Below are 22,132 nucleotides of genomic sequence, written 5' to 3'. Positions count from 1 at the left end.
CACCCGATCCGTCACGGTTACAAGCGGTATCCGCCCCTTACCGCCCAGGCGTCAGAGCGCGGGCAGGCCGAGCGCCTCGTCCACCCGGGCCAGCACGGCGGCGTCGTCGTCGGTGCGCACCCCGCGCAGCAGGTCGATGGCGGTGGCCCGGATCTGGCCGACGATCATCGCCAACGGCAGGCTCTGGCCCGGGGTGAAGAGCCGCCCGGCGGTGCGGACCGCCGCCAGGGCGGCCCGGTCGGCGTCCTCGGCGTGCCGGTCACCGGCGTCCTCCGCGCCCTCCAGGTCGGCCGCGAGCGCCCGGCCGGCCGCCTCGACCGCCCGGGCCAGGTCGCGCAGCGCCGCGCCCAGGTCGGGCGGGACGGGGGTGGGTAACCGGCTGAAGGTCACCCCGGCCCGGGCCAGCACCCGGATGTTGCGTACCGCATAGTCGATCTGGCCGATTGAGGCGTCCACGCTCCGGAGCCGGCCGATGTGCCGACGGCGGCGGACGTTGAGCCGGACCGCCTCACCGGCGGCGAGGACGGCGTCACGCAGTGGCTCCACGTCGAGCTGCCGGGCCTGTTCCAGGGCCGCCAGCGCGGCGGGCGCGTCATGCCGGTCGAGTGCGGCGGCCACCTCCTCCAGCACCCCGGTCAGGCCGTCGAAGGTCCGTCGGAACTCGGCGACCAGCGGGGCGAGCGGCCGACGGACGTCGATGAGTTGGCTCGCCACCACCGCCACCCCACCACCGATCAACGCGTCCACGAACCGGAAGGGCACGAGCGACTCGGTGGGTGGAGAGACCACCACCAGGTAGAGGGCGGAAACCGCGGCCTGCACCACCGAGACGGTGCTCGCGCCGACCGCCACCGCGAGGGCGATGGTGAGCAGGATGACCGTGAAGACCGTCCAGGTGGTACGCGGTCCCAGGGCCTGGACCACCAGATCGGCGACCAGGACCCCGGCGGCCACCCCGAGCACCACCTCGACCGCCCGGCGGACCCGCTGGCCCCGGGCCTGACCGAGGACGATCAGCGCGGCGGCGGGTGCGAAGAAGGGCTGCGGGTGGCCGACGATCCGGGTGGCCAGCACCCAGGCCACAGTCGCCGCCAGGGTGGTCTCGACGACCGGCAGCCAGCCCTTGCGCAGCCGGCCGGCGGAGGTGCGCAACCAACTCCATCGCAGCACGCCGCCTCCTCGGGTCCGCCCCCACGCTACGGCGGGTCGGCGGGCCGGCGGGCAAGGGGGCGGGGCGGCGGGCAAGGGGGCGGGGCGGCGGGTGACGTGAGGTGCCACGGCCCGGTATGCCTGTCCGTCATATTCATGCCGCAGTGGCATACCGGTCCCGCAGGGAACCGCCTTCCACCGCCGTCACACGCGGGCGACCGACCTCCGCGCCGCGCGGTCGCCCGCGTCGGTCGACGTGGGCCGGCACCCGCCCCCGCTCCCCGCCGGGTCAGTGCACGTGGGCCAGGTAGGCGTCGATGGTGGCGGCGAGGATGGCCGGGCCGGGCCGGGACCAGAGCGCGGCCTGGAACACCTCGACCTCGACCGGCCCGGTGTATCCGGCGGCATCCACCGCCTCGCGCAGCCGGCGCAGCTCCACGCAGCCCTCGCCGGGAAGCGCCCGGCCGAGCAGCACCCCCTCCGGCAGCGGGGTCACCCAGTCCGCCGCCTGGAACGCGGCGATCCGGTCGCCGGCCCGGGCCACCTGCGCGTACACCGTGTCGTCCCACCACACGTGGTAGGTGTCGACCACCACCCCGACCACCGCCGGGTCGAACCGTTCGGCGACGTCGAGCGCCTGGCCGAGGGTGGCGATCACGCACCGGTCGGCGCTGAACATCGGGTGCAGCGGCTCGATGGCCAGCCGTACCCCGGCTGCCGCCGCCTGGTCGGCGAGCGCGGCGACGGCGTCGGCGACCTGTCGTCTGGCCCCGTCGACGTCGCGGCTGCCGGGTGGCAGTCCGCCAGAGACCAGCACCAGTTCCCGGGTGCCGAGGGTGGCGGCTTCCTCGATGGCCCGCCGGTTCTCGTCCCACCAGTCCGGGGCGGTGAAGAACCCGCCCCGGCACAGCGAGGTGACGGTGAGCCCGGCGGCACGGACCAGCCGCGCCGCCCGGTCGAGGCCGTACTCCTGGACGGGTTCCCGCCAGAGGCCGATGCCGGGCACCCCGGCCGCCACGCAGCCGGCGACCGCCTCGGCCAGCGGCCAGTGCTGGGCGGTGGCCTGGTTGAACGAGAACCGTTCCAGCCCCGGGGCCGGCACCACCCGCCCGGCCGCCGCGCCACCGCCCGACACCGCCGGGGCGGTCACTGGGTCACCCCGGCCACGGTGAGATACGCCCGTGCCCGCGCGGCGGCCAACTCCGCGTCGGGGAGCAGCCCGGCATCGTCGGCGAGGACGAGCAGCCGGGCCAGGTGGGCCGGGGACCGGCCGGACTGCTGCCCGGCCAGCATGGTGAAGTGCTCCTGGTGCCCGGCCAGCCAGGCCAGGAACACGATGCCGGTCTTGTAGAACCAGGTCGGCGCGGCGAACAGGTGCCGGGCCAGGGGCAGGGTCGGGGCGAACACCGCGTCGTACCGGTCCAGGTCACCGGCGTCGAGGGCGGCGAGCGCGGTGGCGGCGGCCGGCGCGATGGCGGCGAAGACGCCGAGCAGCGCGTCGGAGTGGCCCTGTGCGTCACCCCGGATCAGCTCCGGGTAGTGGAAGTCGTCGCCGGTGTAGAGGCGTACCCCGGCGGGCAGGCGGCGGCGCAGCGCGACCTCCCGCCCCGCGTCGAGCAGGGACACCTTGATCCCGTCGACCTTCCCCTGGTGCCCCTTGATCAGGTGCAGCACCGTCTCGGTGGCCTCGTCCAGGTCGGTCGAGCCCCAGTAACCGGCCAGCGCCGGGTCGAACATGTCACCGAGCCAGTGCAGCACCACCGGCTGGTCGGCGGCGGCGAGCAGTTCGTCGTAGACCCGCAGGTAGTCGTCGGGGGCGGTGGCGGCGGCGGCCAGGTGACGGCTGCACATCAGCACCGGTCGGGCGCCTGCGGCGCAGACGTCGGCGAGCTGTTCGGCGTACGCCCGGGTCACCTGGGGCAGCGTCGCCGGCCCGGGTGGGAGCTGGTCGGTGGCGACCCCGGCGACGATCCGGCCGCCGACCGCGCGGGCCTCGGCGGCGCTGCGCCGGATCAGCTCCCGGGTGGCCGGGTGGTCCAGGCCCGCGCCGCGCTGGGCGGTGTCCATCGCCTCGGCCACCCCCAGCCCGTACGACCAGAGGTGGTGCCGGAAGGCGAGCGTGCCCTCCCAGTCGACGGCGGCCGGGGCACCGGGGACGTTCTCCGCCCGGGGGTCGGCGACGACGTGCGCGGCGGCGTACGCCACCCGGCTGGTGGACGGGCCGGTGGGGCGGTCGTGGCCGGCGCTGCCGCGCAGCCGGTGGGTGCTGCCGTCGGGCAGTCGGACGGCGGTCACCGGGACAGCTCCGGCACCTCGACCCGGCGGCCCTCCCGGGCCGAGCGCAGCCCCAGCTCGGCGAGCTGCACGCCGCGCGCCCCGGCCAGGAAGTCCCAGGCGAACGGGGTGCCGGTGACGACGTGCCGCAGGAACGCCTCCCACTGCACCTTGAAGCCGTTGTCGAACTCCTCGTTGTCGGGCACCTCGGTCCACTGTGCCCGGAAGTCCTCGGTGGCGGGCAGGTCGGGGTTCCAGACCGGCTTGGGGGTTACCGCCCGGTGCTGGGCGCGGCAGCGGCGCAGCCCGGCGACGGCGCTGCCCTCGGTGCCGTCGACCTGGAACTCGACGAGTTCGTCGCGGTGCACCCGGGTGGCCCAGGACGAGTTGAGCGCGGCGACCACCCCGCCGTCGAGTTCGAAGATGCCGTAGGCCGCGTCGTCGGCGGTGGCCGGGTAGGGCCGGCCGGCCTCGTCGACCCGCTGGGGGATGTGGGTGGCGGCCACGCAGGTGACCGCCCGGACCGGGGCGAACAGCTCCTCGAGCACGTACTGCCAGTGCGGGAACATGTCCATCACGATGCCGCCGCCGTCCTCGGTGCGGTAGTTCCACGAGGGCCGTTGGGCGGGCTGCCAGTCGCCCTCGAAGACCCAGTAGCCGAACTCGCCGCGGACGGACAGGATGCGGCCGAAGAAGCCGCCGTCGATCAGCCGCTTGAGCTTGCGCAGCCCGGGGAGGAAGAGCTTGTCCTGGACGACACCGGTGCGGATGCCGGCGGCGTCGGCGGCCCGGACCAGCTCCAACGCGGCAGCGCTGGACTCGGCGAGCGGCTTCTCGGTGTAGATGTGCTTGCCGGCCTCGATGGCCTGGCGGATCGCCTTCTCCCGTTGCTGGGTCACCTGGGCGTCGAAGTAGATCTCCGCGTCGTCGCGGGCGAGGGCGGCGGCGAGGTCGGTGGTCCAGTCGGTGAGGCCGTGCCGTTCCGCGACCGCCCGCAGCCGGGTCTCGTCCCGGCCGACGAGGATCGGCTCGGGCCAGACCCGGGTGCCGTCGGCCAACGCCAGGCCGCCCTGCTCGCGGAGGGCGAGCAGGGAGCGGACCAGGTGCTGGCGGTAGCCCATCCGACCGGTGACGCCGTTGACGATGATGCCGATCGACCTTCGGGTCATGGTCGTTCTTCCCCTCTGCACGTCACATAGGTAAGCGCTTTCCTAGCAGCCTAGGTGGCCGCCCGACCACGGGGCAAGGGCCAGCTCCCACCGTTGCGGTAACCTGTCCGCTACCGCGCGGCCCGCCTCGGGGCCGGACACTTTCGGGGGTGCCCATGGCGACGCTGGCCGATGTCGCCCGCCGCGCCGGGGTCTCCCCCGCCACCGCCTCCCGGGTGATCAACGGCAGCAGCAAACCGGTCGCCGAGGAGCTGCGCGAGCGGGTGCTGCGAGCCGTCGCCGACCTGCGGTACGTGCCGAACGCGCACGCCCAGCTGCTGGCCAGGCCGCAGCGCAGCGTGGTCGGCGTGGTGGTGCACGACGTCTCCGACCCGTACTTCGCCGAGCTGACCCGGGGGCTGCAACGGGTCGCCACCGACCACGGCCGGCTGGTCATCATCTGCAACAGCTACCGCGACCCGGAACGCGAGCTGGAGTACGTGGAGATGCTGCGCGCCCAGCAGGTCGCCGCGATCGTGCTGGCCGGGTCCGGCTACCACGACGCCACCTTCACCGCCCGGCTCGCCGAGAAGCTGGCCGCCTACGAGGCGACCGGCGGCCGGGTGGCGGTGGTCGGCCGGCACGAGCACCCCGGCGACGCGGTGATGCCGGCCAACACCGACGGCGGCCGGTTGCTCGGCGAGGAGCTGCTGCGCCAGGGGCACACCCGGATCGGGGTGGTCGCCGGCCCGCAGGTGCTGACCACCATCACCGACCGGCTCGACGGGCTGCGCGCCGCGCTCGCCGACGGCGGCCACCCGCTGCCCGAAGAGCGGATCCGGTACGCCGACTTCGACCGCGACGGTGGCGCCCGCGCCGCCGGTGAACTGCTCGACGCCGTCCCCGGACTGACCGCCCTGGTGGCGTTGAACGACTCGATGGCCGTCGGCGCGTTGACCCTGCTGCGTGCCCGGGACGTGCCGGTCCCCGGGCGGGTGTCGGTCGTGGGCTTCGACGACATGCCGGTCGCCGCCGACGTCACCCCGGCACTGACCACCGTCCGGCTGCCGCTTGTGGAGCTGGGTGCACGGGCGATGACCCTGGCCCTGGGCCCGGCCGCCGACCGCTCCCGGGTCGAGGTGCTGCCGGCCACCCTGGTCGTCCGGGACAGCCTCGGCCCCGCCCCGGCCTGACCAGCCCGTACCGCGCCGGCCGACCGGTTCGACTGTGCGCACCGGCTCAGGCCGGGGTGGTCGCCAACTCGGCGAGGCGGTCGATCTGCCGGGGGTCGGACAGCGCCGAACCCACCGCCACCACCTGTACCCCGGCGGCGAGGAAGTCGGCGGCGTTGCCCGCGTCGATCCCCCCGGTGGCCACGAACCGCAACTCCGGCAGCGGACCGGCGACCGCCTTGAACCACTGTGGACCGAGACTGACCGCCGGGAAAGCCTTGAGCCAGATCAGCCCGTGGTCGAGCGCGAGCTGTGCCTCGGTGGGGGTGGCCACCCCGGGCAGGTGCGGGATGCCGTAGCTGACCGCCGCGTCGGCCACCGCCAGGTCCAGCCCGGGGGCGACGGTGAAGGCCGCCCCGGCGCTGGCGGCCTGCCGTACCTGGGCAGGGGTCCGCACCGTGCCGGCCCCCACCCGCCGGCCCCGGTCCTTGCCGGCCTCCACCGCCGCCCGCAGGGAGAGCGTGGCGTCCGGGGTACGGATCGGCACCTCGACCACGTCGATGCCGAGGTCCCAGGCCCGTTCGGCGAGCCGGACGGTCTCCGTCGGGGGCAGGTCGCGCAGGATCACCATCACCCGCGCGGTGCCGAACAGGGGTGCGAAGTCGTGCGCGGTCATCAACCGTTCCTTCCGGTGGCAGGGGTGGTGAGCAGGCCGGCGTCGACCAGGTCCAGGCCGGCCCACTCCGGTGCCGGCAGGGCGAGGAGCCGGTCGGCCAGCGCCCGTCGCGGCGGCGGGGCGGTGTCTCCCGCGACGGTCAGGGTGGGGGCCGCGCAGAGGTGCCCGAGCCGCAGGCAGCGGTCCAGGTCGAGGCCGCGCAGCAGCCCCGACAGGCAGCCGGCGGCGAAGGCGTCACCGGCACCCACCGGCTCGTGCACCGGCACCCGCAGCGCGGGGACGAAGACGGTCGGCCCGCTGCGCGGCAGCGCGGTGACCCCGACGTCGGCGTCCTTGACCACCACCAGGTCCGGGCCGGGCAGCAGGTCGCGCACGGCGGTCGGGTCGGTGACCCCCCACAGGGTGTGCGCCTCGTCCAGCCCGACGAGGACCACGTCGGCCGCGTCGGCGAGCCCGCGCAGCACCGGTGCGGCGTCCTCGGCCGACCAGAGCCGGGCCCGGTGGTTGACGTCGAAGGTGACCCGGGCGACGGGCAGCGGTCGGTCGGTGATCGCCCGGCGGACCAGGGCCGCACAGGACGGTGAGAGGGCGGCGGTCACCCCGGACAGGTGCAGCAGCCGGACCCCGGCCAGCCTCGGGTCGTCGAGCACCCCGGGGTCGAGGCGGGAGGCCGCTGAGCCGGACCGGTAGTAGTGCACGGCGGTGCCGCCCGGTGCCGGGTCCTTGAGATAGACACCGGTCGGCGCGGTCGGGTCGACGGTGACCAGGCTGGTGTCCACGCCGGTGGCGCCGACGTGCCGCCGCACCCGCCTGCCGAACGGGTCGTCGCCGACCCGGCTCACCCAGGCGGTCCGGTGGCCGAGCCCGGCGAGTGCGGAGGCCACGTTGGACTCCGCCCCGCCGACCGAGACGCCCAACCGGTCGGCGGCCTCCAGCGGCCCGGTCGGATCCGGGCTGAGCACCACCATCGACTCGCCGACGGTGGCCACCTCGGGTCCGGCCGGCACGGGCCCACCGGGGGGCGACTCCGCGCCGGACGGCCGGTCGGCGGTCACCCCGGCTCCGCGGCGGCGAGCAGGGCGGTCACGCCGGCCCGGTCGTGCACCCCGTCGGCGACAAGCACCCGGTGCTGCCCGGTCCGCCGCCCACCGGCGGGCACCACGGCCGGCCGGTCGAAGGCGAAGGCCACACAGACACCCGGGTACATCGCCGTCCGCACGAACCACCTGTCGCCGAGCCCCAGCCCGGTGAAGACCAGGGTGTACGCCCCACCGCCCGGCGCGACACAGGTCAGCGCGACCCAGCGGGCGGTGCTGCCGTTGGCCGCCTGCTCACCGTCGGTGTCCATGGTGAACGCGGTCGGCTCACCGTCGGCGACCGCCCGCCAGAAGAAGCCACCGTAACCGGCCCCGCCGGGTCGGCCGTTGGTGGCCGGGCTGCCCAGGTGGACGTCCCGCGTCGCCGGGGCGGTGAGGGTGTAGTCGACGTCGAGTGCCCAGGCGTCCGCCGTCACCGGGGTCGCGGCGAGCCGGCGGTGCTCGGTGAGCAGCACCCCGCCGGCGCGGTCGCGCCACTGCAACACGTGCGCCAACCGGTCCCGGGTGCGCTCGCGCCACTGCGTGTGCGCGATCATCCCGTGGTCGTCGCGCCAGGTGTAACCGGTGCCCCGCACGTACGTCCGGCCACCCCACAGGTTGGTGCCGTCGACGTCCTGCACGGCAAGCGACGCCCCGAGGTGCCAGACGTGGTCGGCGGGGAGCGCGTCGGTGACCGGGGTGCCGGCAAGCGTCCGGACCGGGTGCAGGTAGGGCCGGGGGCCGTGCTTGGGGGCCAGCTCGGGACGGACCACGTACCGGGCCACCTCGACGTCGCCGACGTGCAGTGCGGGGTCGTCGTCGCCCGGCCCGGCGGGGCCGGACTCGACCGGCTGCGGACCGGGCCCGGCCGGCTGGGGGACCGACCCGATCGGATCCGGGTCGACGTGGTGCGGGTCGGGGTCGGTGCGGGTCGGGGTGGGGTGGGGGTGACCGGTCACGGTGCCTCCGTCCGGGCGGTGGGCCGGCGGGCGGCGACGGCGTGCAGGGCCGCCAACGCGTAGCCGGCCAGGATCGGCACCGCCACCGGGGTGACAAGTATCCCCAACAGCGTGGCCACCGCGCACACCCCGCCGGCCGCCGCCCAGGTGCCCGGCCGGGCCAGGGCGGTCCCGGCGGCGGCGCGGGCCGCGTCCCGCCAACCCTGCCCGCCGGTCCGTCCGATCGCGACCACGGTCAGCCCGGCGTACCCGGCCAGGGCGGCGGTGACCACGACGGTGCCGGCCAGCGCGAGCCCGCCACCGGGCACCCGGCCGGTGGCCAGCGCGACCAGGTCGACGCCGAGCGCGACGGCGACGGCCACCCCGACGACGCCGGCGACCAGGCCGGCCGGCAGCGCCCGACCGAACCGGGCCAGCGTGGTGCGCAGGTCCGGCCAGCCGCCGAGGGTCAGCCGATCGTGCACGGCGGCGCTGGCGGTGGCCAGGGCCGGCGCGAGGGTGAGCACCGGCAGCGCGGCCAGGATCAGCGCGAACCCGAGCAGCGCCAGGTCGGTGGCGTCGCGCAGGGTGTCCCGCCAGTCCCGGCGGGTCGGCTCGGCGGCCGGCTCCGCCAGTGGGGCGGCGGTCATCCCTTCAACCCGCTGGTGTTGATCCCCTCGACCAGCATCCGCTGGAAGGCCAGGAAGAACAGGAAGACCGGCAGCAGGGACAGCACCGACATGGCGAACATCGGACCGACCGCGCTCTGACTGGTGGAGTCGATGAACAGGGTCAGCGCGACAGGCACCGTGTAGTCGTCCAGGCTGGACAGGAAGACCAGTTGCCGGAAGAAGTCGTTCCAGGTCCAGATGAACGAGAAGATCGCGGTGGTGACCAGCGCCGGCCGGCTCAGCGGCAGGATGACGTGCCGGAAGATGCCGTACGGGCTGGCGCCGTCGATCTTGGCGGCCTCGTCCAGCTCGCGCGGGATGCCCCGCATGAACTGCACCATCAGGAACACGAAGAACGCCTCGGTGGCCAGGAACTGCGGGATGAGCAGCGGCAGGTAGGGCCACTCCCCGCCGACCAGGCCGAGGCTGCGGAAGAGGATGTACTGCGGCACGATCAGCACGTGGCCGGGGAGCAGCAGGGTGCCGATCATCACGGCGAACCAGATCCCCCGCAGCCGGAACCGCAACCTGGCGAAGGCGTACGCGGCGAGCAGGCAGGAGACCGCGTTGCCGGCCACGGTCAGCAGGCTGACCATGGCGCTGTTGAGGAAGAACGTGCCGAAGCTGAGGTCGAAGTTGCCCCAGCCGGCGGTGTAGTTGCCCGGGGTGAACGTCTCGGGCAGCAGGCCGATGTTGTTGACGATCTCTTCCTGCGACTTGACCGAGGTGCCCAGCATCCACAGCAGCGGATAGAGCACCACCGCCACGATCGCGATCAGGATCAGCAACCGCACCGCCTGCCGGCCACCAGGCCGGCGGCGGCCGGTGCGACGCGTCGTCGAGGTCACCGCCACCATCACTTCTCCCCGTCGGAGTAGTGCACCCAGAACCGCCCGGTGCTGAAGAAGATCGCGGTGATCAGGCCGATCGCGATCAGGAACACCCAGGCCATCGCGGAGGCGTAGCCCATCTCCAGGTCGGTGAAGCCGGAGATGTAGAGCTTCAGGGTGTACATCAGGGTCGAGTCGACCGGTCCGCCGGTGCCGTTGCTGAGCACGAAGGCGGCGGTGAAGCCCTGGAAACCGTTGATGGTCTCCAGCACCAGGTTGAAGAAGATGACCGGGGAGAGCATCGGCAGGGTGACGTGCCAGAACTGCGACCACCGGCTGGCGCCGTCGACGGAAGCGGCCTCGTACAGCTCGGTGGGCACCTGCTTCAAGCCGGCCAGGAAGATCACCATGGGCGCGCCGAACTGCCAGATGGCCAGCACCATCAGGGTCTGCAGGGCCCAGTCCGGGTCGCTGACCCAGGGCAGCCCCTCGATGCCGAACAGCGCGAGGAACGAGTTGAACGCGCCGTCCCGGTTGAACATGTTGACCCAGACGATGGCCAGCGCGACGCTGCCGCCGAGCAGCGACGGCAGGTAGAACAGCGCCCGGAACAGCCCCACCCCGCGCCACGCCTTGTTGAGCAGCAACGCCACGCCGAGCGCGGCGGCCAGCTTCAGCGGCACCGCCACCAGGGCGAAGGTCAACGTGACCCGGACCGCGTGCCAGTACGACGGGTCGGCGGTGAACATCCGCTCGTAGTTGGCAAGCCCGACCCACCGCACCTCGGACAGCGGGGTGAGGATGTCGTAGTCGGTGAAGCTCAGCCAGAGCGAGAGCAGCATCGGGATCGCCGTGACGCCCATCAGTCCGATGAGCCAGGGCGAGAGGAATACGTAGCCCGCCAGTCCTTCGGCGTGCCGGTCCCGCCCGACCCGACGCCGGTTGGCGTGGGGGCGGGCGGAACCGGAGCGTCCGGTCCGGCCGGGGGCCGTGGTGAGGGCCACGGGGCCGGCTCCTTTCGTCGACCGCGATCGGTCGATCAGGCGATCGCGGACTTGCAGGCGGTGACGAACTGCTCCGCCGCCTGGGCCGGGCTGGCCCGCTTGTACTGGACGTTCTCGGCGGCCTTGACCAGCTCGGACTTGACCTTGCTGTGTCCCTTGATCGGCACCTGCGGCGACTGGCCGAACTTCTGTGCCAACTCGGACTCGACCTGGATGGACTGCTTCATCGCCGGGTCGGTCACCGTCTCGCTGACCGTGGCCCGCAGGTCCATGTTCGACGGCAGGCCCCGGTCGGTGCCGAGCAGCGCCACCGCCTCCGGGTCGTTGGCCAGGAAGCTGATCACGTCGACGGCGGTGTCGCGGTGCTTGCTGCTCTTGAACACCGACCAGTACATCGAGGCCCGCGCCCACTGCGCGCTCGGGTCACCCGGGTACGCCACGACGCCGAGCTCGTCCTTGGTGTTCTTCTTCAGGTCCGGCATCTGGTTGACCCAGACCCAGGAGGTCGCGGCCTTGCCGGTGACCACGAGCTGCTTGGTCACGTCGCTGGCGTTGCCCTCGTGGATCACGTCGGGGGTGGGGGTGGCGCCCCGGTCCCGGGCGCCCTTCCACAGCTCGAACCACTTCGTCACGTCCTCGGCGGTGAAGCCCAGGTCCTTGCCGTCGTAGAGGTCCTTGCCCTGCTGGCGCAGCCAGACCCAGAACGCCTTGTAGTCGGCGCTCGGGTCCTGGGTGCCCGGGATCTTGGTCTTGCGGGCCACCTGCTCGGCCCAGGCGATGTGCTCCTCCCAGCTCTGGCCGGTGGTCGGCTCCGGAAGGCCGTTCTTGGTCAGCAGGGTCTTGTTGTAGACCAGGCCCTGGGTGTTCTCGCCGGAGGCGACCCCGGCCAGCTTGCCGTCGACGACGCCGTACTCCAGCAGGCTCTTGGGGAACTTGGACACGTCGAGCTTGCCGGAGTCCTGGTAGCTCTTGAGGTCGAGCACGGTGCTGCGGCCGGCGTACTCGGCCAGGTAGTTGTCGTCGATCTGGAACAGGTCCGGCGGGTTGCCGCCGGCGGTGAGGGTGGCCAGCTTGTCGAAGTAGCCCTGGTTGGCCTGCCAGGTCTTCTCGAACGTCACGTTCGGGTGCTTCTTGGTGTAGAGGGCGAGGGCGTCCTCGGTGAGCTTGGCCCGCGCCTCACCGCCCCACCAGAAGACCGAGAGCTTGACCTGGCCGCCGTCACCGGCGGAGTCGTCGTCGCCGCAGGCCGCCGCGCCGAACATCAGCGGTACGGCGACGGCGGTGGCGACCAGGCCGCGCAGGAATCGACGGCGCGGTGCGGGGGTACGGTGGTGCGGTTCGGCCGGCGTGCCGGCGGTGGGGGACGTTGCGGGGTGCATCTGCGCTCACTCCTCGGGTTAGGAGGCGACGACGCCACCGGTGGTCACGGTCGGGCCGCCCGGGTCCGCAAGGCGATGCGGGCCCGGGCCATCCGGAACGGAGCCGGGACGGGATCGACCGGGTACGGGTCCGGTCGAGTCGCGAATGACCAGTTCGGTCTGGAGCATTACCTGTGCGGTGGTGCGACGGTCACCGACGGCCGCTGCCCGTCCCCCGCCGCGTGGGCGGGGTTCGGAGTCGTGCTGCAGCAGCATGTCGACGGCCGTCCGGCCGGCGGCCGCGGTCGGCGTGGCCACCGTCGTCAACTTGGGGCGGGTGAGTCGGCTCAGCGCGATGTCGTCGACCCCGACCACGCTGACGTCCCGGGGCACCCGGATCCCGAGGTGGTCGAGCCCCTCGATCAGCCCGATCGCCATCAGGTCGTTGTAGGCGAGTACGGCGGTGACGCCGCTGTCGCGCACCTGTTCGGCAAGCGCGCTGCCGCCGGTCTCGGTGGGCGGGTTCGGCCCGAGCACGGTCAGCTCGGCCCCGCCGGTGCGGGCGGCGGCCCCGGCCGCCCGGCGCATCTGCTGGTTGGTCCAGGAGCCGCGCGGGCCGCCGAGCAGGGCGAGCTGCCGGTGGCCGAGGCCGAGCAGGTGCTCGATCGCGGTGCGGGCCCCCTGGCCGACGTCCATCATCACGCAGGGCAGGCCGGTCACCTGGCGGTTTATCACCACCACCGGGACCTCCCGGCTGACCTGCTCGATCAGGGCGTTGCTCATCCGAGGGCTGCACAGCAGCACCCCGTCGACCTGCTTGGCCAGCGCGTGGACCAGCTCCTCCTCGGCGGCCGGGTCCTCGTTGGTGTCGGCCACGAAGACGTGGTAGTCGCGGTGCCGGGCCTGCCCCTCGGCCGCCTTGATCAGCGGCGGGAAGAACGGGTTGGCGATGTCCGCGATGATCAGGCCGATGTTGTGGGTCCGGCCGGTGATCAGGGCGCGGGCGGCCCGGTTGGGTCGGTAGCCGAGGTCCTCGGCGCAGGCCAGCACCCGGACCCGGGTCTCCGGGTTGACCAGGTGGGGTGCCGAGAAGGTGCGGGACACCGTGGAGATGTGCACGCCCGAGGCCCGCGCGACGTCGCGGATGGTGGCTGGCACGGGCGGCCCTCTCGTCGATGGTGTGGTCGGGGTCACGTGGGTGTCGCCAATTAATGCAAACGGTTGCTCCACTGTCAACGGGGCTTTGTTACGGATCGATTGCGACGACCCTCCCACCATGCCCTCTTAAGCCCACGAAAGGGGATCTATGCCACGGGATTGGCATCGATCGTTGACGTGGTCTTCGCCATCGTGGTTTCTTCACTGCAAACCTTTGCAGCGAGCGGGGAGGATCCCACCCGATGTCACCACCAGCCGCGCACCGCCGACGGCACGCCCTGGTCGGCACCGGGGCGCGGGCCGAGATGTTCGTCCGCGCCCTCGTCACCGACCACGCCGACACCGCAGAACTGGTCGCCTTCGCCGACGTCAACCAGGCCCGGATGGACGCGCACAACAGGTGGCTGACCGAGTTGGGCCACCCGGCCGTGCCGACCTACCGGGCCGGCGACTTCGCCGCCATGCTCGCCAAGGAGCAGGTCGACGTGGTGCTCGTGACAAGCGTCGACGTCACCCACGACGAGTACGTGGTGGCGGCCCTGCGGGCCGGCTGCGACGTGGTCACCGAGAAGCCGATGACCGTCGACGCGGCCCGCTGCCGGCGCATCCTCGACGCGGTCGCCGAGACCGGCCGGCAGGTCACCGTCGCCTTCAACTACCGCTACAACCCGCTGCACGAGCAGGTCCGGCGGCTGCTCGCCGACGGCGCGGTCGGCGAGATCGGCTCGGTGCACTTCGAGTGGCTGCTCGACGTGCGGCACGGCGCGGACTACTTCCGCCGCTGGCACCGGGACAAGGCCAGCTCCGGCGGGCTGATGGTGCACAAGGCCAGCCACCACTTCGACCTGGTCAACTGGTGGCTCGACGCCACCCCGGTCGAGGTGTACGCGGCCGGCCGGCTCTTCTTCTACGGCGACGCGGGCCGGCGGCACGGCTACGCCCGCGACTACGACCGGGCACACGGCTCCCCCGCCGCCGACGACGACCCGTTCGCCCTGCGGATGGCCGACCACCCCCGGCTGCGCGAGCTCTACCTCGACGCCGAGGGCGAGGACGGCTACCACCGCGACCGCAACGTCTTCGCCCCCGGGGTGAGCATCGAGGACGACATGGCGGTGCTGGCCCGCTACTCCACAGGCGCGACGATGACCTACCACCTCACCGCGTACGCCCCCTGGGAGGGCTACCGGGTGATGGTCAACGGCAGCCGGGGCCGGCTAGAACTGGAGGTGACCGAGAGCGACTTCGTCAGCCCGGCCGCCGCCGGGGCGCTCAAGGGCGCCGCCCTGCACGGCGACGAGGCCGCCGTCGAACACGGCGAGGCCACCCTGACCCTGCGCCCGTTCTGGGCCCCGCCCACCCGGATCCCGGTCGAGGGCTACACCCGGCAGGGCCACGGTGGCGCGGACGCCCGGATGACCCGGGTGATCTTCGGCGGTGAGCCGGACCCGCTGGGCCGGGCCGCCACCGCCCACGACGGGGCGCTGGCCCTGCTCACCGGGCTGGCCGCCAACCGCTCCTTCGACACCGGCGACCCGGTCCGGGTAGCCGACCTGCTCACCCTGCCCTGACCGCTGCCCACCCTGCGCCCGCCCCAACCCTGGTCCGTTGCACCCACCCACCTGCCCACCCCGGCCGTTACGGCCCACCCACCCACCGACCCGCCCCGATCCGCCGACCCGCCGCCCGTACCCGAGGAGTCCCCCGACGTGCCGACCTCTCCTGACCTGCTCCTGCCGACCGACCCGGGCGTCCGGGCCATCGCCCGCGAGCTGTACGCCCTGGCCGGGCCGCAGCCGATCATCTCGCCACACGGGCACGTCGACCCGGCGCTGCTGGCCGAGGACCAGCCCTTCCCGGACCCGGCCCGGCTGCTGATCGTGCCCGACCACTACCTCACCCGGATGCTGCTCAGCCAGGGCGTGCCCCCGGCCGAGCTGGGCGTGCCCAGCATTGACGGCAGCCCGGTGGAGACCGACGGCCGGACGATCTGGCGACGCTTCGCCGCGCACTGGCACCTGTTCCGGGGCACCCCGTCCCGGCTGTGGCTGGAACGCACCTTCAGCGAGGTGTTCGGGGTGGACACACCGCTGACCCCGGCGACCGCCGACGCCGTCTACGACGAGCTGGCCGCCCGGCTGGCCGAGCCGGAGTTCCGGCCCCGGGCGCTGTTCGAACGGTTCCGGATCGAGGTGCTGGCCACCACCGAGTCGCCCCTGGACGACCTCGCCGCGCACGCCAAGCTCGCCGCCGACGGCTGGGGCGGGCCGGGTGGCCGGGTGGTCACCACGTTCCGCCCGGACAACGTCGTCGACATGGAGTTCGACGGCTGGGCCGACAACGTGGCCCGGCTCGGCGAGGTGGCCGGCGTCGACACCGGCACGTACGCCGGCTACCTGGACGCGCTGCGGGCCAGGCGGGCGGCGTTCGTCGCGGCCGGCGCGACCTCCTCCGACCACGGCCACCCCACCGCGCGGACCCTGGCGCTCTCCGCCGACGAGGCGGCGCGGCTCTACGACAGGGGCCGGCGCGGGCTCGCCGACGCCGCCGACGCCGAGGCGTTCCGGGCGCACATGCTCGTGGAGTTCGCCCGGATGTCGCTCGACGACGGGCTGGTGCTGCAACTGCACCCCGGCGCGGTCCGCAACCACAACCGCCAGCTGTACGCCACCCACGGCCGCGACGTCGGCGGGGACGTCCCGCACGCCACCGAGTACGTGCACGCGCTGGCCCCGCTGCTCGACGCGTACGGCAACGACCCGCGGCTGCGGGTGGTGCTCTACACCCTCGACGAGTACACCTTCACCCGGGAGCTGGCCCCGCTGGCCGGTGGCTACGCCGCGCTCTACCTCGGCGCGCCCTGGTGGTTCCTGGACTCCCCCGAGGTGCTGCGCCGGTTCCGGGAGGCGGTCACCGAGTCCGCCGGGTTCTACAACACCGCCGGCTTCGTCGACGACACCCGCGCGTTCTGCTCCATCCCGGTCCGCCACGACGTGGCCCGCCGGATCGACGCCGGGTTCCTGGCCCGCCTCGTCGCCGAACACCGGCTGACCGAGGACGAGGCCGCCGAGACGGTCGTCGACCTGGCGTACCGGCTGCCCAAGAAGGTCTTCAGGTTCGGAGGGTCCGCATGAGCACCAGGATCACCGACGTCGACGTTCACGACGTCCGGTTCCCCACCGCGGCGGCCGGCGACGGCTCGGACGCGATCAACCGGGGCGACTACTCGGCCAGCTACGTCGAGCTGCGTACCGACGGCGGCCCGACGGGTGCCGGATTCACCTTCACCAACGGGCGGGGCAACGAGATCACCTGTGCGGCGATCGACGCCCTCGCCCACCACGTGCGGGGCCGGACGGTGGAGGAGATCGCGGCCGAGCCGGTGGCGTTCTGGCGGTCGCTCACCGCCGACGTGCAGCTGCGCTGGCTGGGGCCGGAGAAGGGGGTCATCCACATGGCCGCCGGCGCGCTCGTCAACGCGGTCTGGGACCTGCGGGCCAAGCTGGCCGGCAAGCCGATGTGGCGCTACCTCGCCGAGCTGCCCACCGACGAGCTGGTCGCCAACGTCGACTTCCACCACATCACCGACGCGCTCACCCCCGACGAGGCCGCCACCATCCTCGACAAGGGATTAGTCGGAGGGTCGGAACGGCTCGCGGAACTTGAGCAGAGTGGTTTTCCGTCGTACACGACGTCGGTGGGGTGGTTGGGGTATCCGGACGAGAAGGTGCGGGCGTTGACCCGCGAGGCGTACGCCCAGGGGTGGCGGGCGATGAAGATGAAGGTCGGCGGCCCGCCCGCCGACGACCTGCGTCGGGCGCGGATCATCCGGGCCGAGATCGGCCCCGACGCGCTGCTGATGATGGACGCCAACCAGGTCTGGGACGTCGACGAGGCGATCACCAACATGACCGCGCTGGCCGAGGTCGACCCGTACTGGATCGAGGAGCCGACGCACGCCGACGACATCCTCGGCCACGCCCGGATCGCCCGCGCGGTGAGCGGGCTGACCGACGGCCGGTGCCGGGTCGCCACCGGTGAGGTGGCCGCCAACCGGGTCATCTTCAAGCAGCTGCTCCAGGCCGAGGCGATCGGGGTGATGCAGATCGACGCCTGCCGGGTCGCCGGGGTCAACGAGGTGCTGTCGGAGATCCTGCTGGCGGCGAAGTTCGGGGTGCCGATCTGCCCGCACGCCGGTGGCGTCGGCCTCTGCGAGTACGTGCAGCACCTGGCCATCTTCGACTACCTGCGGGTCGGCACCAGCCTGGACGGGCGGATGGTCGAGTACGTCGACCACCTGCACGAGCACTTCGTCGACCCGGTCCGCACCCGGGGCGGCCGGTACCTGCTGCCCACCGCCCCCGGTTACAGCGCCACCATGCGCCCCGGGTCGATCGCCCGGTTCCGCTTCCCGGACGGCCCGGAATGGCGGTGAACGGGGGCACCGACCGGCTGGGCCTGGCCACCCTGCGCCGGCTGCCCGAGCCGAGCCGACCGCTGATCCGACCGGGCACCGTGCCGGCCGGCATCGTCCACCTGGGACTCGGCGCGTTCCACCGGGCCCACCAGGCGGTCTACACCGAGGCGGCGATCGGCGCGGCCGGCGGCGACTGGGCCATCGTCGGCGTCGCCCCGCGCAGCACCGCGCTGGTCGAGGCCCTCGCGGCGCAGGACGCGCTGTTCAGCGTCAGCACGCTGGCCGCCGACCGGTCCGAGACCCGGGTGGTCGGCGCGTTGGCCGGGGTACGCCACGCGGCCAGCGACCCGGCGGCGGTGGTCGCGCTGCTCGCCGACCCGGCGATCCGGGTGGTGACGCTGACCGTGACCGAGAAGGCCTACCAGCTCGACCCGGTCTCCGGGGCGCTGCGGGCCGACCCGGAGCTGACCCTCGACCTGACCACCGACCGGCCTCCGGTCACCGTGCCCGGCCTGCTGGTACACGGGCTGCTCGCCCGTGCCGCCGCGCAGGCGGGCCCGATCGCGCTGGTCAGCTGTGACAACCTGCCGGCGAACGGGCGTCGGCTGCGCGGCCTGGTGCAGCAGTCACTGGCCCTGGCCGGGGCGTCGGACACCGTGCTGGACGCCCTCGCCGGGCAGGTGGGTTTCCCCGGCACGATGGTGGACCGGATCGTCCCGGCCAGCACCGACGGGACGCGGGCGACCGCCCGCGCCGCGTTGGGGGTGGCCGACCTGGCCGCGGTGGCCGCCGAGCCGTACCTCCAGTGGGTGATCGAGGACGACTTCCCCGGCGGCCGGCCGGCCTGGGAGCAGGCCGGCGCGGTGCTCACCACCGACGCCGGGCCGTGGGAGCGGCTGAAGCTGCGCGGCCTCAACGGCGTGCACTCGGCGGTGGCCTACCTGGGCGCGGTGGCCGGCCGCGAGACGATCGCGGACGCGCTGACGTTGCCCGGCCTGACCGACGTGCTGCGCCGGTTCGTCGCCGACGACGTCGCCACCAGCTTCACCCCACCCGACGGGGTACGGGTCACCGGGTACGGCGACGAGGTGCTGGCCCGCTTCGCCAACCCGGCGATCCGGCACCGCACCCTCCAGGTGGCGATGGACGGGTCGCAGAAACTGCCGCAGCGGGTCCTGCACACCGCCGCCGACCTGCGCGCGCGCGGCAGGTCGGCATACTGGTCGGCGCTGGTCGTGGCAGCCTGGCTGCGGTTCCTCGACGGGCGGGCCGACGACGGCACCGTGCTGCCGCTTGACGACCCGCTGGCCGACCGGATCACCGCCGCGCTCGCCGCCGCCGACGGCACCCCCGCCGGCACGGTCGGGGCGCTGTTCGCCCTGCCCGAGGTCTTCCCGGCCGCGCTCGCCGACGACGACGGGTTCCGCACCGACGTCACCGGGTGGCTCGGCGCGCTGCGTACCCACGGTGTGGCGGCGGTCCTGGCGGGTGCGGCGTGACGGGCCCGGTGCCGCCGGCCGCCGTTGGTGGGCTCGCCGCCCAGGGCGCACCGCCCGCCCGACCCACCGCCGCGACGCCACCGGCCGGGACCGGGCACCCCGGGGTCGCCGTGCCCCGGGTGGCGATCGTCGGGGCGAACGGGCACGGCCGCTGGCACCGGCGGACGGTGGCCCCGCTGCACGCGGCGGGACGGTTGCGGCTGGTGGCGCTGGTCGACGTGCGGCCGGTCTCCGACGAGCCGGCCGCGCCCGTCCCACCCGGGGCCACCGTGCACACCGACCACCGGGAGATGCTCGCCGCCACCCGCCCCGACGTGGTGATCGTGTGCACCCCGCCGCACACCCACCTGCCGATCGCCCTGGACGTCCTCGCCGCCGGTGCGGACCTGCTGCTGGAGAAGCCGCCGGTGCTGTCCACCGCCGAGCACCGGGCGCTGGCCGAGGCGCTGGCCGAGGGCGGCCGGGTCTGCCAGGTCGGCTTCCAGGCGCTCGGGTCGGTGGCGCTGGCGCAGTTGTCGGCCGCCGTCGGGCAGGGCCGGCTGGGCACCGTCACCGGCATCGGCACGGTCGCCGCCTGGCAGCGGCCGGACGGCTACTACGCCCGCTCCCCGTGGGCCGGTCGGCGCACCCTGCACGGCCGGCCCGTGCTGGACGGGGCGCTGGTCAACCCGTTCGCGCACGCCGTGATGCAGTGCCTGGCGGTGGCCGAGACGGTGGTCGGGGCACCGGTGCGGCCGGCGCGCATCGAGCTGGAACGCTACCGGGTCCGGCCGATCGAGGTGGACGACACCGCCACGCTGCGGATCGTCACCCCCGGCGGGCCGCCGATCGTGGCGGCGGTGACGCTGGCCGGGGAGGACTTCGTCGCCGGTGAGGTGATCGTGACCGGCACCGCCGGGCGGGCGGTGCTGGAGTACCCGACCGACCGGCTGTTGCTGCCCGGCGACCCGGAGCCCCGGGAGGTGCCGGGGCGGCGGGGGCTGCTGGAGAACCTGCTCGCCCACCGCGCCGACCCGGCCGGCACCCCGCTGATCGCCCCGCTGGCCCGGACCGCGCCGTTCACCGCCGTGCTGGAGCAGGTGCAGCGCGCTCCCGAGCCGACCATGCTCGGCGGCGACCTGGTCACGGTGACCGGCAGCGGGCCGGAGCGGGCGGTGACGGTACGCGGCATCAACGCGGCGCTGCGCCGGGCCGCCGAGCAGGGGGCGCTGCTGTCGGAGCTGGCGGTGCCGTGGGCGGTGCCCCCGGTGCGCACCGAACTGGCAGTGCACCAGGGCTGTTGAGCCAGGGCGGCCCGGTCCCCCCCGCAGACCTGGCGGAACCGACCGCACCATCCACCACATCCTCCGGAGCGTCACATGCGTCCACGAACCACCGGGGCGGCCCTGGTCGCCGTCTCCCTCCTCCTGACCTCGGGCACCGCGGCACACGCCGCGCCCGGCCGTACCACCACCGACGGGGTTCCCCGGGCGGTCGAGCGGCTGGCCCGGCAGACCCTGCCGGCCGGCGACGGCTGGGCGGCCGACGGCCCCGGCACCACCGGCGGCACGGCGGCCGGCCCGGACCAGGTCCACCTGGTGCGCAGCCGGGCCGACCTGGTCCGCGCACTGGGCGGCGACAACGCCACCAACCGGACCAACGCCACCCCGAAGGTGATCGTCGTGGACGGCGTCGTCGACGGGTTCGCCGCCGACGACGGCAGCCTGCGCAGCTGTGCCGACCTGGCCGACCCGGAGTACAGCCTGCCGGCCTACCTGGCCGCGTACGACCCGGCGGTGTGGGGCATGGTGCCGCCGACCGGGGCGCTGGAGGCGGCCCGGGTCCGTTCGGTGGCCAACCAGACCCGGCAGACGCAGATCAACGTCGGCCCCAACACCACCATCGTCGGCCGGCACGGGGCCACCCTCACCGGGCTGACCCTGATGATCGACGGGGCCAGCAACGTCATCGTCCGCAACCTGACCTTCGACGACGCCCGGGACTGCTTCCCGGCCTGGTCCCCCACCGACGGCGCGACGGGCAACTGGAACTCCCAGTACGACCAGGTCTCGGTACGCCGCAGCGAGCACGTCTGGGTCGACCACAACACCTTCACCGACGGCGACAACCCGGACAGCGCCCAGCCGGTGTACTTCGGTCGGCCGTACCAGGTGCACGACGGTTCGTTGGACGTCACCCACACCGCCAGCCTGGTGACCGCCTCGTACAACCGGTTCGCGGGAAGGGACAAGCTGATGCTGATCGGCTCGTCCAACACGGTCGGGCCGGACGTCGGCCGGTTGAAGGTGACGCTGCACCACAACCTGTTCGACCGGGTCCTCCAGCGGCTGCCCCGGGTCCGATTCGGCCAGGTCGACGTCTACAACAACTGGTACCGGCTGGCCGGCGACGACTTCGAGTACGCGATCGGCGTGGGCGTGCAGTCCGCCGCGTACGTGGAGCACAACTTCTTCACCCTCGGCGTCGGCATCACCCCCGCCGACCTGCTCTACGACTGGGGTGGCACCGCCGTCACCACCCGGGGCAACTGGGTGGACGCCCACCACGCGCTGCCCCGCCCGGTCGACCTGGTGGCCGCCTACAACGCGACCCATGATCCGGACCTGGGCGGTGACGCCGGCTGGACGCCGACCCTGCGCGCGTCGGCGGCCGTACCCGCGCCGCTGGTGCCGATCGTGGTCGGGGCGCTCGCCGGGGCCGGCCGACTGCCCCTGTGACCCGCCTGCCCCTGTGACCCGCCTGCCCGCTCGCCCGCCGGTCGG

At 73.9% G+C, this 22,132-nt stretch carries 19 protein-coding genes; 7 read left to right on the top strand and 12 right to left on the bottom strand.

Going from position 1 to position 22,132, the window contains the following annotated elements; translation table 11 throughout:
* Positions 1-51: 51 nt before the first annotated feature.
* The 4 genes from AC0AIB_RS17325 to AC0AIB_RS17310 all read right to left on the bottom strand — a co-directional run bounded on the left by AC0AIB_RS17325 (position 52) and on the right by AC0AIB_RS17310 (position 4,592).
* The gene (locus tag AC0AIB_RS17325) at positions 52-1,170 is read right to left on the bottom strand and encodes an FUSC family protein (protein WP_465097058.1); all 1,119 of its coding nucleotides are present in this window, start codon (positions 1,168-1,170) and stop codon (positions 52-54) included.
* A 268-nt stretch (positions 1,171-1,438) separates the two neighbouring features.
* Positions 1,439-2,236, bottom strand: a complete 798-nt coding sequence (locus AC0AIB_RS17320) for a sugar phosphate isomerase/epimerase family protein (protein WP_465097071.1) — start codon at positions 2,234-2,236, stop codon at positions 1,439-1,441.
* Between the two features lie 59 nt (positions 2,237-2,295).
* Positions 2,296-3,444, bottom strand: a complete 1,149-nt coding sequence (locus tag AC0AIB_RS17315) for a dihydrodipicolinate synthase family protein (RefSeq protein ID WP_442930748.1) — start codon at positions 3,442-3,444, stop codon at positions 2,296-2,298.
* Positions 3,441-4,592, bottom strand: coding sequence for a Gfo/Idh/MocA family protein (locus AC0AIB_RS17310; RefSeq protein WP_328347570.1), 1,152 nt, complete (start codon positions 4,590-4,592; stop codon positions 3,441-3,443). The genes AC0AIB_RS17315 and AC0AIB_RS17310 overlap by 4 nt, the downstream gene beginning before the upstream one ends.
* A 155-nt stretch (positions 4,593-4,747) precedes the next feature.
* Between AC0AIB_RS17310 and AC0AIB_RS17305 the strand changes: the two genes are divergently transcribed.
* Positions 4,748-5,764 carry a LacI family DNA-binding transcriptional regulator gene (locus tag AC0AIB_RS17305; RefSeq protein WP_328348814.1) on the top strand — a complete coding sequence of 339 codons (1,017 nt, stop codon included), beginning with the start codon at positions 4,748-4,750 and terminating at the stop codon, positions 5,762-5,764.
* A gap of 46 nt (positions 5,765-5,810) precedes the next feature.
* Here AC0AIB_RS17305 and AC0AIB_RS17300 read toward each other — a convergent pair whose 3' ends face one another.
* The 8 genes from AC0AIB_RS17300 to AC0AIB_RS17265 are packed head-to-tail and all read right to left on the bottom strand — an operon-like array spanning position 5,811 to position 13,454.
* Positions 5,811-6,419 (bottom strand): bifunctional 4-hydroxy-2-oxoglutarate aldolase/2-dehydro-3-deoxy-phosphogluconate aldolase, encoded by a 609-nt coding sequence (locus AC0AIB_RS17300; RefSeq protein WP_465097057.1) that lies wholly within the window; start codon positions 6,417-6,419, stop codon positions 5,811-5,813.
* Positions 6,419-7,474, bottom strand: a complete 1,056-nt coding sequence (locus tag AC0AIB_RS17295) for a sugar kinase (RefSeq protein WP_328347574.1) — start codon at positions 7,472-7,474, stop codon at positions 6,419-6,421. The genes AC0AIB_RS17300 and AC0AIB_RS17295 overlap by 1 nt, the downstream gene beginning before the upstream one ends.
* Complete coding sequence (locus tag AC0AIB_RS17290) at positions 7,471-8,454, bottom strand: DUF6807 domain-containing protein (RefSeq protein WP_465097056.1); 984 nt, start codon at positions 8,452-8,454, stop codon at positions 7,471-7,473. The genes AC0AIB_RS17295 and AC0AIB_RS17290 overlap by 4 nt, the downstream gene beginning before the upstream one ends.
* The gene (locus AC0AIB_RS17285) at positions 8,451-9,083 is read right to left on the bottom strand and encodes a hypothetical protein (RefSeq protein WP_465097055.1); all 633 of its coding nucleotides are present in this window, start codon (positions 9,081-9,083) and stop codon (positions 8,451-8,453) included. Before AC0AIB_RS17285 ends, AC0AIB_RS17290 begins: the two co-directional genes overlap by 4 nt.
* Complete coding sequence (locus AC0AIB_RS17280) at positions 9,080-9,961, bottom strand: carbohydrate ABC transporter permease (RefSeq protein WP_328347580.1); 882 nt, start codon at positions 9,959-9,961, stop codon at positions 9,080-9,082. The genes AC0AIB_RS17285 and AC0AIB_RS17280 overlap by 4 nt, the downstream gene beginning before the upstream one ends.
* Entirely contained in the window at positions 9,961-10,938 is a 978-nt protein-coding gene (locus AC0AIB_RS17275; protein ID WP_465097054.1) for a carbohydrate ABC transporter permease, read from the bottom strand. The genes AC0AIB_RS17280 and AC0AIB_RS17275 overlap by 1 nt, the downstream gene beginning before the upstream one ends.
* A 35-nt stretch (positions 10,939-10,973) precedes the next feature.
* Positions 10,974-12,317, bottom strand: a complete 1,344-nt coding sequence (locus AC0AIB_RS17270) for an ABC transporter substrate-binding protein (RefSeq protein WP_328347584.1) — start codon at positions 12,315-12,317, stop codon at positions 10,974-10,976.
* 18 nt (positions 12,318-12,335) lie between these two features.
* Positions 12,336-13,454, bottom strand: coding sequence for a LacI family DNA-binding transcriptional regulator (locus AC0AIB_RS17265; protein ID WP_328347586.1), 1,119 nt, complete (start codon positions 13,452-13,454; stop codon positions 12,336-12,338).
* A gap of 242 nt (positions 13,455-13,696) precedes the next feature.
* Here AC0AIB_RS17265 and AC0AIB_RS17260 point away from each other — a divergent pair, with 242 nt between their 5' ends.
* From AC0AIB_RS17260 to AC0AIB_RS17235, 6 genes are all read left to right on the top strand, one after another.
* Positions 13,697-15,025, top strand: a complete 1,329-nt coding sequence (locus AC0AIB_RS17260; RefSeq protein WP_328347588.1) for a Gfo/Idh/MocA family protein — start codon at positions 13,697-13,699, stop codon at positions 15,023-15,025.
* 138 nt (positions 15,026-15,163) lie between these two features.
* Entirely contained in the window at positions 15,164-16,588 is a 1,425-nt protein-coding gene (gene uxaC, locus AC0AIB_RS17255; protein ID WP_465097053.1) for a glucuronate isomerase, read from the top strand.
* Entirely contained in the window at positions 16,585-17,889 is a 1,305-nt protein-coding gene (locus AC0AIB_RS17250; RefSeq protein WP_465097052.1) for an enolase C-terminal domain-like protein, read from the top strand. The genes uxaC and AC0AIB_RS17250 overlap by 4 nt, the downstream gene beginning before the upstream one ends.
* On the top strand, positions 17,880-19,370 hold the full coding sequence (locus tag AC0AIB_RS17245) for a mannitol dehydrogenase family protein (protein WP_465097051.1): 1,491 nt from the start codon (positions 17,880-17,882) through the stop codon (positions 19,368-19,370). The genes AC0AIB_RS17250 and AC0AIB_RS17245 overlap by 10 nt, the downstream gene beginning before the upstream one ends.
* A complete protein-coding gene (locus AC0AIB_RS17240; RefSeq protein WP_442930751.1) occupies positions 19,367-20,653 on the top strand; it encodes a Gfo/Idh/MocA family protein in 1,287 nt (428 codons plus the stop codon). Before AC0AIB_RS17245 ends, AC0AIB_RS17240 begins: the two co-directional genes overlap by 4 nt.
* Positions 20,654-20,728: 75 nt before the next feature.
* Positions 20,729-22,087 (top strand): pectate lyase family protein, encoded by a 1,359-nt coding sequence (locus AC0AIB_RS17235; RefSeq protein ID WP_328347596.1) that lies wholly within the window; start codon positions 20,729-20,731, stop codon positions 22,085-22,087.
* Positions 22,088-22,132 lie beyond the last annotated feature (45 nt).

This window comes from Micromonospora sp. DSM 43699 (assembly GCF_055517075.1).
Note: the sequence above shows the minus strand (reverse complement) of the source record. Positions and strands in the feature narration are given on the sequence as shown.

What these genes read in the sequence shown, in the direction of transcription:
- AC0AIB_RS17260 (WP_328347588.1), top strand. Translation starts at nt 13,697, where the DNA reads ATGTCACCACCAGCCGCGCACCGCCGACGGCACGCCCTGGTCGGCACC.
- AC0AIB_RS17235 (WP_328347596.1), top strand. Translation starts at nt 20,729, where the DNA reads ATGCGTCCACGAACCACCGGGGCGGCCCTGGTCGCCGTCTCCCTCCTC.
- AC0AIB_RS17285 (WP_465097055.1), bottom strand. Translation starts at nt 9,083, where the DNA reads ATGACCGCCGCCCCACTGGCGGAGCCGGCCGCCGAGCCGACCCGCCGG.
- AC0AIB_RS17270 (WP_328347584.1), bottom strand. Translation starts at nt 12,317, where the DNA reads ATGCACCCCGCAACGTCCCCCACCGCCGGCACGCCGGCCGAACCGCAC.
- AC0AIB_RS17250 (WP_465097052.1), top strand. Translation starts at nt 16,585, where the DNA reads ATGAGCACCAGGATCACCGACGTCGACGTTCACGACGTCCGGTTCCCC.
- AC0AIB_RS17245 (WP_465097051.1), top strand. Translation starts at nt 17,880, where the DNA reads ATGGCGGTGAACGGGGGCACCGACCGGCTGGGCCTGGCCACCCTGCGC.
- AC0AIB_RS17310 (WP_328347570.1), bottom strand. Translation starts at nt 4,592, where the DNA reads ATGACCCGAAGGTCGATCGGCATCATCGTCAACGGCGTCACCGGTCGG.
- AC0AIB_RS17305 (WP_328348814.1), top strand. Translation starts at nt 4,748, where the DNA reads ATGGCGACGCTGGCCGATGTCGCCCGCCGCGCCGGGGTCTCCCCCGCC.
- AC0AIB_RS17300 (WP_465097057.1), bottom strand. Translation starts at nt 6,419, where the DNA reads ATGACCGCGCACGACTTCGCACCCCTGTTCGGCACCGCGCGGGTGATG.
- AC0AIB_RS17280 (WP_328347580.1), bottom strand. Translation starts at nt 9,961, where the DNA reads ATGGTGGCGGTGACCTCGACGACGCGTCGCACCGGCCGCCGCCGGCCT.